This is a genomic window from Pseudomonas sp. IT-P218 (genome assembly GCF_949767605.1).
Taxonomy (GTDB): Bacteria; Pseudomonadota; Gammaproteobacteria; order Pseudomonadales; family Pseudomonadaceae; genus Aquipseudomonas; species Aquipseudomonas putida_AE.
In genome coordinates this window covers 222,203-235,700 of the sequence record NZ_CATKQQ010000096.1, presented here as the reverse complement: position 1 = coordinate 235,700, position 13,498 = coordinate 222,203, and the positions used below count along the sequence as shown (strand labels likewise).

The following is a 13,498-nucleotide window of genomic DNA, read 5'->3' as shown; positions in this document are numbered from 1 at the left end:
ACAGGTCGCACGCTGGAAAGAAATATCCAGAGGTGTAGTACCTACCACTTAGCGGAACGTCTCAACCGCCCTTGACAAGACCTCAACTCATCGGCATGATTCGCGGCCTATTTTGTTTGCTATTTCCTAAAAAGTCTTTCGAGGAGCTCGACGGTGGCCAACTCACCTTCCGCCAAAAAACGTGCAAAACAGGCTGAGAAGCGTCGCAGCCACAACGCCAGCCTGCGTTCCATGGTTCGTACCTACATCAAGAATGTAGTTAAGGCCATCGACGCAAAAGACGCTGAAAAAGCTCAAGCTGCTTACGTTCTGGCTGTGCCAGTTATCGACCGTATGGCCGATAAAGGCATCATCCACAAGAACAAGGCTGCTCGTCATAAGAGCCGCCTGAATGGCCACGTAAAGGCCCTGAACGTTGCCGCTGCTGCCTAAGCGACTCGTTCATTAAAAAACCGACCTCAGGGTCGGTTTTTTATTGCCCGCGATTTGATGGGCGCGCAAAAAAACTGTGGGAGCGGGCTTGCTCGCGAAGGCGGAGTGTCAGTCGACATCAATATTGACTGACACTGCGCCTTCGCGAGCAAGCCCGCTCCCACATTTGGATTTGCGCCTGATTATTGAGCGCTGGCCCACGGCAAGATCGGAATCGCCGTCACCGCATTCTGCGGGCTACCCTCGATCAACCGATCGCTGTACACTAGGTACACCAGCGTATTGCGCTTCTTGTCGAGAAACCGCACCACCTGCATCGTCTTGAACACCAGGGACGTGCGCTCCTTGAACACCTCGTCACCGTCCTTGAGCTCACCCTTGAAGCTGATGGGCCCGACCTGGCGACAGGCGATGGACGCCTCGGCGCGATCCTCGGCCAACCCTAGCCCACCCTTCACGCCGCCGGTCTTGGCCCGCGACAGGTAGCACGTCACACCCTCGACCTTGGGATCATCAAAGGCCTCGACCACGATGCGATCGTTCGGGCCGACGAATTTGAACACCGTCGACACCTGGCCAATTTCCTCGGCCGACGCCAACAGCGGCATCGCCAGCAGCAATCCCAACAATCCTTTTGCCACGCGCATCAGGTATTCCTTCAGACCAGAATCAGGTTATCGCGATGAACCAGTTCCGGTTCCGCCATATAACCCAGGAGACCGACAATCGCCTCAGACGACTGACCGATGATTTTTTGTGCCTCCAGCGCACTGTAGTTGGCCAGCCCACGGGCAATTTCACGACCGTCGGGCGCGACGCACACCACCATTTCGCCGCGACGGAAGCTGCCCTGGACCAACTTGACTCCAACCGGCAGCAGGCTCTTGTTGCCCTGGGACAACGCCGTCACCGCACCCGCATCCAGCACCAGCGTGCCACGGGTTTGCAGATGCCCGGCCAGCCACTGCTTGCGCGCCGCCAGCATGCCGCGCTCAGGCGAGAGCAAGGTGCCGATGCGCTCGCCCGCCTTGAGGCGATCCAGCACGCGCTCAAGACGACCACCGACGATGATCGTATGGGCACCGGACCGCGCCGCCAGGCGTGCCGCCCGCAGCTTGGTCTGCATGCCGCCGCGCCCCAGCGCACCGCCGGTACCGCCCGCCACCGCGTCGAGCGCCGGATCATCGGCGCGCGCCTCGTAGATCAGTTGGGCATCAGGGTTGTTACGCGGATCGGCGTCGAACATGCCATCGCGATCCGTCAGGATCACCAGCAGGTCAGCCTCGACCAGGTTGGCCACCAGCGCCGCCAGGGTATCGTTGTCGCCGAAACGGATTTCATCGGTGACCACGGTGTCGTTCTCGTTGATCACCGGGATGACTTTGAGCTCAACCAGCGCGCGCAAGGTACTGCGCGCGTTCAGGTAGCGCTTGCGGTCGGACAGGTCATCGTGGGTCAGGAGAATCTGCGCAGTGTGCCGGCCATGCTCGGCAAAGCTCGACTCCCAGGCCTGCACCAAGCCCATCTGGCCGATTGCTGCAGCGGCCTGGAGCTCGTGCATCGCACTGGGTCGAGAGGTCCAGCCCAGACGACTCATGCCGGCCGCCACCGCCCCGGAGGACACCAACACCAGCTCGACACCCGCCTCATGCAAGGCCACCATCTGTTCAACCCAGACACCCATTGCCGCGCGATCCAGGCCCTTGCCGTCCGCCGTCAGCAAAGCGCTGCCGATCTTCACGACCCAACGCTGCGCACCTGTCACCTTGCTCCGCATCATCTTCAACCTTAGCTTGAGGGCAGCGCGACCTGGCACTGCCCATGACGTTATTCGTGACCAACGATCGATTTACAGATACTAAAACGCCGCTCGATTGAGCGGCGCTTAAGTTTATCGCAACGAATCAGTCACGCACGTAAATGATTTCCGGACCGTCTTCGTCATCCACATCTTCTTCGTCCCAATCATCGTCACCGATGTCGTGGACCGACTTCACGCCGCTGCGACGCAGGGCACGCTTGTCATCCAGCGCCTGCAGCTGCGCGCGAGCCTCGTCTTCGATGCGCTGATCGAGATCCGCCAGCTCTTCCTTGTAGGCCGGGTCGTTGGCCAGGCGATCAGCACGATCTTCCATGTAACGCATGATGTCGTGGCACAGACGCTCGGTACCGAGCTTGGAGATGGCCGAGATCACATAGACCGGACCCGTCCACTCCAGGCGATCAACGATTTCCTTGACGCGAGCATCGTGCTCTTCTTCGAGGATCTGGTCGCACTTGTTCAGGACCAGCCAGCGGTCACGCTCAGCCAGGGACGGGCTGAACTTGATCAACTCGTTGACGATCACTTCAGCGGCATCCGGCGCGCTGGCATCATCCAGCGGCGCCATGTCCACGAGGTGCAGCAGCAGGCGCGTACGCGCCAAGTGCTTGAGGAAGCGAATACCCAGGCCGGCACCCTCGGAAGCACCTTCGATCAAACCCGGAATATCGGCAATGACGAAGCTCTTCCAGCGATCGACACTGACCACACCCAGGTTCGGCACCAGCGTGGTGAACGGGTAGTCGGCAACTTTCGGCTTGGCGGCCGAGACCGAACGGATAAAGGTACTTTTACCGGCGTTCGGCAAACCCAGCAAACCTACGTCCGCCAGTACTTTCATTTCCAGTTTCAGGTCGCGCTGCTCACCCGGCTTGCCCGGCGTGGTCTGGCGCGGCGCACGGTTGGTACTGGATTTGAAACGGGTGTTGCCCAGCCCGTGCCAGCCGCCCTGCACTACCATCAATTTCTGACCGGCCTTGGTCAGGTCGCCGATGACTTCCTGAGTCGCGGAGTCGATCACCGTGGTGCCGACCGGAACACGCAGGATCAGGTCTTCACCCTTCTTGCCGGTGCAGTCGGTGCTGCCGCCGTTGGAGCCACGCTCGGCATCGAAGTGCCGGGTGTAACGGTAGTCCACCAGGGTGTTGAGGTTTTCGTCGGCCATCATGTAGATGGAACCGCCATCACCGCCATCACCGCCGTTCGGGCCACCGTTCTCGATAAATTTTTCCCGACGGAAACTCATGGCGCCATTGCCGCCGTCACCAGCCTTTACGCGAATCGATACTTCATCAACAAACTTCATAACAAACGCCTCTCGCCATACGGACGAGCCGAAAAACAATCAAGACATAAGACTCTTGCAAAAATGAGCGCAGCGACCCCAAACCACGATACCTACATCGTACGCCAACAGCCCATACAAACAGCTTTGCAAGAGACTCACCCCACAAACGAAAAAGCCCCGTCGCGAGACAGGGCTTTTCCAGCGATCGCGCAATTAAGCCGCGACTACGCTCACGTAACGACGACCGAAGGCGCCTTTTACTTCGAACTTGATCACGCCTTCGACTTTAGCGAAGAGAGTGTGATCTTTACCCATGCCAACGCCGTAGCCAGCGTGGAATTGGGTGCCGCGCTGACGCACGATGATGTTGCCTGCTTTGATAGCCTGGCCGCCATACATCTTCACGCCAAGGCGTTTGGCTTCTGAGTCGCGACCGTTACGGGTACTACCACCAGCTTTTTTGTGTGCCATGAGTTCAATTCTCCTAGTGAGGAATTAGGCTGTAATTAAGCCTGAATACCGGTGATTTTGATCTCGGTGTACCACTGGCGGTGGCCCATACGCTTCATGTGGTGCTTACGGCGACGGAACTTGATGATGCGGACTTTATCGTGACGACCTTGGGAGATCACTTCAGCCACAACGGTAGCGCCAGCAACAACTGGAGCGCCGATATTCACGTCGTCACCGTTGGCAACCAACAGAACGCGATCAAAGGTAACGGATTCGCCGGTAGCGATTTCCAGTTTTTCGATCTTCAGGTATTCACCTGGGGCGACTTTGTACTGCTTGCCGCCAGTAACGATTACTGCATAAGACATGGTATTTCTCCGATAATCCTGCTCACCCAGCTCTTTATAAGAAGAGGTATTGGCTGGCATGGCTGCATGGGGCTGGAGGCCCGCTTGCAATTGCGTAAGGCAGGTGCTGCCCAGGAAGTTCAGGGTGCGCGATTGTACGCAAGGCACGAGCGCCTTGCAATAGGCCGTCCATCGCGCCTTGACACCTGCAGGCGTGGGTCCTAGCATGCCGCGCAACCCTTCTGGAGCAACTGTCGCTGATGCAACCCCAAGCTTTCTACCGCGCGGTGGCGGACGATTTTAGCGCCGTCGACGGCATCATCAAGAAGCAGCTGACTTCCCGAGTGCCGCTGGTATCGAAAATCGGCGATTACATTACCTCGGCTGGCGGTAAACGCCTGCGTCCATTATTGGTGCTGCTGTGTGGCAAGGCCCTCGGCCGCGAAGGCGACGACCTGCGCCTGCTGGCCGCCACCATCGAATTCCTGCACACCGCCACCCTGCTGCATGACGACGTGGTCGACATGTCCGGCATGCGCCGTGGCCGCTCGACCGCCAATGCCATGTGGGGCAATGCGCCGAGCGTGCTGGTGGGCGACTTCCTGTATTCGCGCTCCTTCGAAATGATGGTCGAGCTCGGCTCCATGCCAGTGATGAAGATCCTTTCGCAAGCCACGCGCATCATCGCCGAAGGCGAAGTGTTGCAGCTGTCGAAGGTGCGTGACGCCAGCACCACCGAAGAAACCTACATGGAAGTCATCCGCGGCAAGACCGCGATGCTCTTCGAAGCCTCGACCCACAGTGCGGCCGCCCTGGCCGGTGCGACGCCCGAACAGTGCGAAGCGCTGCGCACCTTTGGCGACCACCTGGGCGTGGCCTTCCAGCTGGTCGACGACCTGCTGGACTACAAAGGCGATGCCGAGACCCTGGGCAAGAACGTCGGTGACGACCTGGCCGAAGGCAAGCCGACCCTGCCGCTGATCTACACCATGCGCGAAGGTACCCCGGAGCAGGCGGCGCTGGTGCGCAAGGCGATCCAGAAAGGCGGCATCGAAGACCTCGAAAACATCCGCGCAGCCGTGGAAGCCTCCGGCTCGCTGGAGTACACCGCGCAACTGGCCCGTGATTACGTGGCCCGTGCGATCAAATGCCTCGATGCGCTGCCAGCCAGTGAGTATCGCGATGCATTGGTCGAGTTGAGCGAGTTCGCAGTAGCCCGCACACACTGACCCCTGTAGGAGCCGGCTTGCTGGCGATCGCATCACCTCGGTGCCCCTGACACACCTGGTTGTATGCATCGCCAGCAAGCCGGCTCCTATAGTCCCACCTTCCCGCTCTAAAACCCTATATAATGTGCGCTTTTTAGCGATCCTGAATCCAAAGGAGCCTTAGTGAGCACGTTGCCACCCTGCCCGAAATGCAATTCCGAATACACCTACGAAGACGGCGCCCAGCTGATCTGCCCCGAGTGCGCCCACGAATGGTCCGCCAGCGGTGAAGCGGAAGCTGTGTCCGATGACGCCGTGAAAAAGGATTCGGTCGGCAATGTCCTGCAGGACGGCGACACCATCACCGTGATCAAGGACCTCAAGGTCAAGGGCACGTCGCTGGTGGTCAAGGTCGGCACCAAGGTCAAGAACATCCGCCTGTGCGATGGCGATCACGACATCGACTGCAAGATCGACGGCATCGGTCCGATGAAGCTCAAATCCGAGTTCGTCCGAAAAGTCTGATTCAGCTGTACGCCATCCCGCGCCTTGTCGTGGGGTGGTGCTTCGCCCTACCCGCCTCGCCCAATGAATCCTCGCAATAGCCAAACGCCAGCCGTTTTGACCTTACGCAATCTTTACCCTGAAAAAAGCCCAAAGCGCCAATAGGCCCTTGCTATTTATTGAATAAGAATTATTCTCATTGAACCCAATCAACGGAGATGAGAAGACATGACTTATTTGATCGATGCCTGGCTGGACCGCCCACACCCCTACCTCAGGATCCTGCATCGGGAAACCGGGGAAGTCTGTGCCGTGCTGGAAGAAGAAGCCTTGAGCGAATTGCAGGATCAGGGCGACCTGGACGTCAACGGCTTGAGTTCCAGCGAGCCGGTGGTGCTCAAGGAAGTGGTGCGCAACCTGTTCCTGTTCTGCTATGCCCGGGCGTTGCGCCCGACCAATGAACTGCATCACAAGATCGAAATATGAAAATCGCTAAACCTGTAGGAGCTGGCTTGCCAGCGATAGCGGTGTGTCAGGCAACGTGTTTGTTGACTGAACCAACGCCTTCGCGAGCAAGCCCGCTCCCACATTAACCCGAGGTCATATCGGGCCAGGTATTACAGAACGTCCAGCAGCTCGACGTCGAATACCAGTACGCTGTGCGGCGGAATGCTGCCAACGCCTTGAGCGCCGTAAGCCAGTTCGCTCGGCACGTACAGGCGCCATTTGCTGCCGGCATTCATCAGTTGCAGTGCTTCGGTCCAGCCAGCGATCACGCCGCCAACCGGGAATTCCGCAGGCTGGCCGCGCTCGTAGGAGCTGTCGAACACGGTGCCGTCGATCAGGGTGCCGTGGTAGTGGGTACGCACGGTGTCTTCACGGGATGGCTTGGCGCCTTCACCGGCTGTCAGCACTTCGAACTGCAGGCCGGAAGCCAGGGTGGTGATGCCATCACGCTTGGCATTTTCAGCCAGGAAGGCCAGGCCTTCGCCAGCGGCCGCTTCAGCCTTGGCAGCAGCTTCGGCCTGCATGATTTCGCGAATCACCTTGAAGCTCGCGGACATTTCTTCCTGGCCAACACGGCTTGGCTGACCGGCAAACGCGTCGGTCAGGCCTGCCAGGATCGCGTCCAGGCTAACGCCCGGCGGCGGGTTGTCGCGCAGCTGGTCGCCCAGCTGACGGCCAATGCCGTAGCTCACGCGGGTTTCGTCGGTGGACAGATTTACTTCGGACATGACACTGCTCCGCTCTGGGGCCTTCCGAAAAGGTACTAATTCCTACAGAACCTTCCGAAAAGCCCTACATAAAAGGGCGAGCAGACTAGCACAGTTGCCATGGCATTGATGAGAGGCGTCAGGCGATCGGTACCTTCAGGTTTTCCTCGATATCGGCGACCAACCCGCACATTTCGTCATGGACCACCGTGTGCACCAGGTTGAAGTGCAACTTGGGAAAGGAGCGCAGCACATCCCGGGCATGTTCCACAGAGCGCAGGCTCAGCATATGGCCGTGGGTATCGCTCAACGGATACGCCGCACCGTGCATCCGCGCCTCCAGCAGGTAGATACCCCCTTCCATCGAAATCAGGTTCAGCTCATCGACCTTCCCGGCGACGGCATAGGCATTCAGCTCTTGCAGGTTCATGAACGCACCTCACGCAGTGGCGAGTTAACACCTTTACAGGGATATGCCTCGGCGCCTCAAAGCACAAGCCGAAAACGACGCCGCCCGTCTGTTTTGCAACAGACGGGCGGCGCGTGAGGAACAGGACAGCCGTTGTTTAGTGCTTGGTCACTTTATCCAGGTAACCCATGGCAAATGCCGACACCACAAAGGTCATGTGGATGATGACATACCACTGCAAATGCTCGGGGTCGACGTTCTTGGCGTCCATGAAGATGCGCAGCAGGTGGATGGACGAGATCGCCACGATCGAGGCGGCCACCTTCATTTTCAGCGACGAGGAGTCCATGGTGCCCAACCAGTTGAGCTTTTCCTTGCTGTCGTCGATGTCCAGTTGAGAAACGAAGTTCTCATAACCGGAAATCATCACCATCACCAGCAAACCGCCTACCAGCGCCATGTCGATGAGCGACAGCAGCACCAGGATCAGGTCCGATTCGGCCATCGAAAAGACGTTGGGGATGACGTGGAAGACTTCCTGGAAGAATTTCAGCGCCAGTGCCAACAGCCCCAGGGACAGACCGAAATAGATCGGCGCCAACAGCCAGCGCGAGGCATACATTGCATTTTCGATAAAGCGTTCCATTGAATCTCACAGTAGGTCTGAAAATGGACGCGAGTATAACAGCCACCTGTCCATACCCAGAAGCCGCCAGAAACCATTGGGAAATCCGCAACCTGCGCGTGTGTGTCAATTTTTTCTGCTAGTGTCCAACCCATTGACAGCAAAATGACATCGGACAGGAAGACTGGAAATGGATGGGCGATTGCCTTTTACGAGTGCCGGAATTTGCCTGGCTCTGCTGCTCAGCGCCTGCTCGCCCAGCGACGAGAAGCGCCAGGTCAGCCTCGAGGAAAAAACGGCTCAGTTCGAAAAGTCCCTGGACGCCATCGAGGACCCGAAACTCAAGGATGAGATATCTGAGCTGGGTGGCTCGCTGTTGTTGCTCGAGCGCGCACAACTCAAGCTCGACAGCAAACCCGTGGAAACCGAATACGGCGAAGACGCCCTCGCCGTGCTCAAGCACTACCCGACGCCCCAGGCCCTGGTCGACACCTACATCAACGGCCTGTTCGTCCTGCACAAGGACTCCAGTTCCGACTACCTGACTGACCTGCAGCCAGTGTTCCCCTTCAACTTCAGCATCCCGGCGGCATTCCTGTTTCCCCATGGCCTGCAATGGCAGTCGGTCACCCTGAGCAACAAACGGGTCATCGCCTTCCAGCCGGAATGGTCGGAAACCGACCCCGGCATTCAACTGAGCCCATCGAGCTCCAACCTGACCAACCCTGACGACCTGACCGTGACCTATCCGTTCATTGAAGGCCTGGACGTCGATATCAAAAACCAGCCACAACCGGTGAGCCTGCAAGGCAAAGTGGAGGTCATTGCACCCCGCCGGCTCTACAGCTTCGACCTGACGAAAAAGGACGTCGGCCAGACCCGCACCAACGACAACCTGAGCGTCACCCTGCTGAGCCTTACGGATAACCACGCCGAAATCGAGTTCAGCAACAGCGCGCCGCTCGCCCCCGAGATCGCTGAAACACCATTGAACCCGTTGATCGTCCAGGCCAGGGATACCACAGGGCAGTTTCTGTCGCGCTCAGGATCCATCAATGAAACTGCTGCGCAAATCGCCTTCTACCAGAAGCAACTGGCGAAGATGCAACAACAGAAGCTCTGGAGCGAGTCACTGGAAAACCAGCTCAATGAAGAACAGCGAGCCTTCGAGAAACAACAGAAACGCCACTACTCCAAGGTGTATTTCAATGGCCCCATCGAAACCCTTGAGGTCAGCCTGCTGGATTTCTCCAGCGTGACCGTGACCCGCAAGGACTTGAACCTGCCGGTACGCCGCTTCGATCCCCATACCACGGCGAAAACCGTCCAGCCGCTGAACTTGCCGGTGGTGGTCTATGACGACAACGCCGCGACCTGGCTCAAGGGCGCGACCTTGACAGAGGAACAGTTGAAAAAAGGCGTCAGGATCAATCAATCGGTCGAGGACCCCAGCGCTGCACGCGTGGAGTTCACTCACCTGCGCAGCTTCAATGATGAACTGCTCGGCACCTCGTTCAACCCTGGCGAAAGCCCGGTCAGTTTCTTCACCGAAGACAGCAGCGGCAACCGCGATGAACCAATCGAATTGCCACCCGAGGCCTATGAGGTCGACCCCCTGCGCGGCACCATCACCTACGACCTGAACCTGTTCCCACAAACGCCGGCCTTTGTGGTCGGTTCCATCCCGCTGTTCCTGGCCACCGTCGACAAGCAGGCCTACGATGCCCGTCAATTGCCCAAGGGCCTTGAACTCAAGGGCAATGCACTGGTGGTGGATGCGAAAGTGTTTCCCGAACAGGACTGGCGGTTTTTTGCCAAGGATGACAGCGGTAATTACTTGAAGGAAATTCTTGCAGTCAGCCATGACGCGAGCACAGAAGGCCCTGCGTTATTCGCCGTGCATTACTTCTACGGGCAACCCACGCGCCTGGAAACCTATCAACGAACTGACCTCGCCACCGTGCAATACGGTTTCGAGGTCAAGCTCGACAAGGCTGACATGTCCAGCCAGCCCCAATAGCGCTGTCAGTGCTCGGGCCGGAACTCGAAGCCACCCACGTTACGACAACGGCCACCGTTGATTTCCCGCAACTGGGCTTGCAGATGCAGGCACCAGATCTGCGGGTCATCGGCCAGTTCATAGCCATGCAGGGTCAGGCTTTCAACAATGGTATCGAGGATGGACTCGGCTACAAAAGGGCCATGGAACGGGCCTTGGGCCTTGATGGCTGAAGGTTGTTCGCCAGCCATTCCGGCGGCGAAGAGCAAGGTCCACATGCCCGTATCGCCAGCCAGCGGCTTGATGGCGCATTCGATACGGGTCACAAGACCCAGGCATTGACGGGTGAGACAGAGGTTGCGCGACATGGCGGCGACCCTCGGTAGATCCGGTATTCAGCCTCCACGGGAAGGCTGTCTCGATCCAGTGATACTGTCGATATCCTTGAGCAGAGAATAGAGGAAAAGTCTGACTAGCACGTCAAGTAAGACCAGAAGGCGCCGAATGGTCATAGTGTGAATATTGGCGCCAGAGTGATGGCACTTTTTCAGGTTTCACCCGATTGAACTGTAGGAGCAAGCTTGCTCGCGATGGCGGAGTGACAGTCAACATCGTTGTTGTCTGAAAGATCGCTATCGCGAGCAAGCTTGCTCCTACAGGTGGATCGGGGAGTCTCAGGGTCAGGCCGGCTTGGCCTCCACCAGCGCCTCGACCGCCATTTCCTTTTCAGCCTCTTTCAGATCTTCCTCGCTGATCATCTCCGCGATCACCCGCAAGCGCTCCACCACCCGTGCGTTGACGCTACCTTCAGGGAACTCGCCATTCTCATCGGGCTCGCCCGCCGGCTCGCCCACCAGCAGGCTCAGCGCCTCGTCAGCCTGGCGCACGGCGTAGACGTGGAACTGACCGGCGCGCACCGCCGCCAGCACTTTCTCATCGAGCATCAAGGTGGCGACGTTGGCGTGGGGTATGATCGCGCCTTGCTCGCCCGTCAGCCCGCGGGCTTCGCAGAGACGGAAGAAGCCTTCGATCTTCTCGTTGACGCCGCCCACGGCCTGCACTTCACCGAACTGGTTGATCGAGCCGGTAATCGCAAAGCACTGCTTGAGCGGGGTTTTCGACAAGGCCGAGATCAGGGTGCACGCCTCGCCCAGGGACGCACTGTCACCGTCGACGTAACCGTAGGACTGCTCCAGCGCGATGCTCGCGGAGATCGCCAGCGGAAACTCCTGGGCGTAACGGCTGCCCAGGTAACCGGTGAGGATCATCACCCCTTTGGAGTGAATCGGTTGACCGAGGTTGACCTCACGCTCGATGTCGACGATGCCGCTGCCACCCGGGTACACCGTGGCGGAAATCCGCGCCGGTACACCGAAGGCCGAGTCACCGACTTCCAGCACTGTCAGGCCGTTGCACTTGCCGACCGCCGCGCCCGCGGTGTCGATCAGGATGATCCCCGCCAGCATGTCATCTAGAATCCGCGCCGACACACGTCCCGTGCGGGTGGCCTTGGCCTTGAGCGCGCGCTCGATGTGCCCGGCGTCGGTCATCTCATCGCCGGCCAGGTGACGTATGAAGTCTGCCTCGCTGACCAGCTGGAACAGATCGCCGATGCGCGCCGACAAGCGTCCCTGATGCTCCGCCAGCCGAGCGCTGTAGGTTGCCAGGCGCGCCACCGCATCGGCGGTCAACGGCGCCATGCCTTCCTCGGAAGTTCGGGTCTTGAGCAACTGGGCGAACTGCTCCAGGCTCTCGTCGACCATCGGAATGTCTTCATCGAAATCCACCAGGACGCGAAACATTTCCTGGAAGTCCGGATCGAGGTCTTGCAGCGTGTAGTAGAGCTGGCGGGCGCCGATGATGACGACCTTGACCTGCAATGGAATGTGCTGCGGCGTCAGGGTGACGGTGGCGAAACGGCCCATCTCGCCCAGTGGCGATTCCATTTTCAGTTTGCGCGATTGCAGGGCGCGCTTCAGCGCATCCCACACGAACGGTTCGCTGAGCATCTTATCCGCTTCCAGGATCAGGAAGCCGCCGTTGGCCCGGTGCAACGCACCCGGTCGCAGTTGCCGATAGGTGGTGTAGAGCGCGCCCTGGTCGGTGCTGTACTCGATGCGGCCGAACAGGTTTTCGTAGGTCGGATGCGGCTCGAACACCACGGGCGCGCCACCACTGGCCGAATGCCCGACCACCAGGCTCGGCGCGTATTGCTCCTCCAGCAGCTTGCGGGCGACCGCATCGGTCTTGCTGTCGTCGACCAGTTGCTCGACCACGGTCTTGAGCAGATACACCTGCATCGCTTGCAGGTAACCGCACACCGCGGCGTTCTCGGCGTATTTCTCCGACAACGGCGACAGCAATGGCTGCAGGGCCAGGGTAATGGTCTCTTCGTTGAGATGGCGCAGTTGATTGCTCGACTCGCGCTTCCATTGCGGCAGGCTGGCGAGCTCCTCGTTCAGGCGCTCTTCGAGGTTGGAAATATCCTCATGGAAGCGTTCGCGCTCGGCTTCCGGCAATTGGGCGAACTCCGCCTCGTCCAGCGCCTTGCCTTCGAGCATCGGGGTGAAGGCGATGTTGCTGCTGTCGCGGTACAGCGCGACCTCTTTTTCCAGCGCCAGCCGCTCGATCACGTCCAGCGCCTTGTCGTAGCGCTGGTTGAAGGCGCGGTCGATGGCGCTTTTTTTCTGCTGGTAGGACGGGTGCTCGAACACCGCCGGAAAGGTCGCCAGCAGGTTGTCGATCAAGCCGTTGATATCACCGATGAAGGCACCGGCGGTGCCCGACGGCAACTCCAGGGCGCGCGGTTCGCGCGGTTCATCGAAATTATTGACGTAGACCCAGTCCGCCGGGGTCTGCAGGCGCTTGCCTTCGGCCTTCAGGTAGCGTTTGACGAACGAGAAGCGACCGGTGCCAGGCTCGCCCATGACGAATACGTTGTAACCGGGGCGTGGCATGGCCACACCGAACTGCAAGGCTTCGACCGCGCGTTCCTGGCCAAGCACACCGCGAAAGGGCTCCAGATCATTGGTGGTAGAGAAGCTGAACTGTTCAGCGGAAAACGGACGGGTCAGCGCTTCGGGCGCTAGACGCAAGCTGGCAGCAACAGGATCAGGCATCGGGCTTCCTTAACAATCAGGCGGGGCAGATAGCGGCATTCTGGCGCTGCCCATACCTCACTTGCAAGGCGCGCCTCA

Annotated in this window: 15 protein-coding genes; 5 read left to right on the top strand and 10 right to left on the bottom strand. The window is 59.1% G+C overall.

What is annotated here, in order from left to right:
* The first annotated feature begins 153 nt into the window (after positions 1 to 153).
* Complete coding sequence (rpsT, locus tag ACM6I6_RS30225) at positions 154 to 432, top strand: 30S ribosomal protein S20 (RefSeq protein WP_020798646.1); 279 nt, start codon at positions 154 to 156, stop codon at positions 430 to 432.
* Positions 433 to 614: 182 nt separating this feature from the next.
* On the opposite strand, the gene ACM6I6_RS30220 is transcribed toward rpsT, so the two are convergent.
* The 5 genes from ACM6I6_RS30220 to rplU all read right to left on the bottom strand — a co-directional run bounded on the left by ACM6I6_RS30220 (position 615) and on the right by rplU (position 4,363).
* Positions 615 to 1,079 (bottom strand): CreA family protein, encoded by a 465-nt coding sequence (locus tag ACM6I6_RS30220; protein WP_274074534.1) that lies wholly within the window; start codon positions 1,077 to 1,079, stop codon positions 615 to 617.
* Positions 1,080 to 1,090: 11 nt separating this feature from the next.
* A complete protein-coding gene (gene proB / locus ACM6I6_RS30215; RefSeq protein ID WP_033047437.1) occupies positions 1,091 to 2,209 on the bottom strand; it encodes a glutamate 5-kinase in 1,119 nt (372 codons plus the stop codon).
* 127 nt (positions 2,210 to 2,336) lie between these two features.
* Positions 2,337 to 3,560 (bottom strand): Obg family GTPase CgtA, encoded by a 1,224-nt coding sequence (gene cgtA, locus ACM6I6_RS30210; RefSeq protein WP_274074533.1) that lies wholly within the window; start codon positions 3,558 to 3,560, stop codon positions 2,337 to 2,339.
* Between the two features lie 195 nt (positions 3,561 to 3,755).
* Positions 3,756 to 4,013, bottom strand: coding sequence for a 50S ribosomal protein L27 (rpmA, locus tag ACM6I6_RS30205; RefSeq protein WP_003281574.1), 258 nt, complete (start codon positions 4,011 to 4,013; stop codon positions 3,756 to 3,758).
* A 35-nt stretch (positions 4,014 to 4,048) separates the two neighbouring features.
* A complete protein-coding gene (rplU, locus tag ACM6I6_RS30200) occupies positions 4,049 to 4,363 on the bottom strand; it encodes a 50S ribosomal protein L21 (protein ID WP_003176051.1) in 315 nt (104 codons plus the stop codon).
* A gap of 239 nt (positions 4,364 to 4,602) precedes the next feature.
* Here rplU and ACM6I6_RS30195 point away from each other — a divergent pair, with 239 nt between their 5' ends.
* From ACM6I6_RS30195 to ACM6I6_RS30185, 3 genes are all read left to right on the top strand, one after another.
* Positions 4,603 to 5,571 carry a polyprenyl synthetase family protein gene (locus tag ACM6I6_RS30195; protein ID WP_008058287.1) on the top strand — a complete coding sequence of 323 codons (969 nt, stop codon included), beginning with the start codon at positions 4,603 to 4,605 and terminating at the stop codon, positions 5,569 to 5,571.
* 162 nt (positions 5,572 to 5,733) lie between these two features.
* On the top strand, positions 5,734 to 6,075 hold the full coding sequence (locus ACM6I6_RS30190; protein WP_020798653.1) for a zinc ribbon domain-containing protein YjdM: 342 nt from the start codon (positions 5,734 to 5,736) through the stop codon (positions 6,073 to 6,075).
* Positions 6,076 to 6,282: 207 nt separating this feature from the next.
* On the top strand, positions 6,283 to 6,540 hold the full coding sequence (locus tag ACM6I6_RS30185; protein WP_180204545.1) for a hypothetical protein: 258 nt from the start codon (positions 6,283 to 6,285) through the stop codon (positions 6,538 to 6,540).
* 131 nt (positions 6,541 to 6,671) lie between these two features.
* On the opposite strand, the gene ACM6I6_RS30180 is transcribed toward ACM6I6_RS30185, so the two are convergent.
* The 3 genes from ACM6I6_RS30180 to ACM6I6_RS30170 form a co-directional block, all read right to left on the bottom strand.
* Complete coding sequence (locus tag ACM6I6_RS30180) at positions 6,672 to 7,289, bottom strand: FKBP-type peptidyl-prolyl cis-trans isomerase (RefSeq protein ID WP_137804297.1); 618 nt, start codon at positions 7,287 to 7,289, stop codon at positions 6,672 to 6,674.
* Positions 7,290 to 7,407: 118 nt separating this feature from the next.
* On the bottom strand, positions 7,408 to 7,698 hold the full coding sequence (locus ACM6I6_RS30175; protein ID WP_274074532.1) for a DUF6482 family protein: 291 nt from the start codon (positions 7,696 to 7,698) through the stop codon (positions 7,408 to 7,410).
* 136 nt (positions 7,699 to 7,834) lie between these two features.
* Positions 7,835 to 8,323 (bottom strand): TIGR00645 family protein, encoded by a 489-nt coding sequence (locus ACM6I6_RS30170; RefSeq protein ID WP_007970904.1) that lies wholly within the window; start codon positions 8,321 to 8,323, stop codon positions 7,835 to 7,837.
* 169 nt (positions 8,324 to 8,492) lie between these two features.
* Here ACM6I6_RS30170 and ACM6I6_RS30165 point away from each other — a divergent pair, with 169 nt between their 5' ends.
* Complete coding sequence (locus ACM6I6_RS30165; protein ID WP_414921193.1) at positions 8,493 to 10,322, top strand: hypothetical protein; 1,830 nt, start codon at positions 8,493 to 8,495, stop codon at positions 10,320 to 10,322.
* 5 nt (positions 10,323 to 10,327) lie between these two features.
* Here ACM6I6_RS30165 and ACM6I6_RS30160 read toward each other — a convergent pair whose 3' ends face one another.
* A complete protein-coding gene (locus tag ACM6I6_RS30160; RefSeq protein WP_046815727.1) occupies positions 10,328 to 10,669 on the bottom strand; it encodes a hypothetical protein in 342 nt (113 codons plus the stop codon).
* Positions 10,670 to 10,981: 312 nt separating this feature from the next.
* Complete coding sequence (locus ACM6I6_RS30155) at positions 10,982 to 13,420, bottom strand: Lon protease family protein (protein WP_274074530.1); 2,439 nt, start codon at positions 13,418 to 13,420, stop codon at positions 10,982 to 10,984.
* Positions 13,421 to 13,498: the final 78 nt, after the last annotated feature.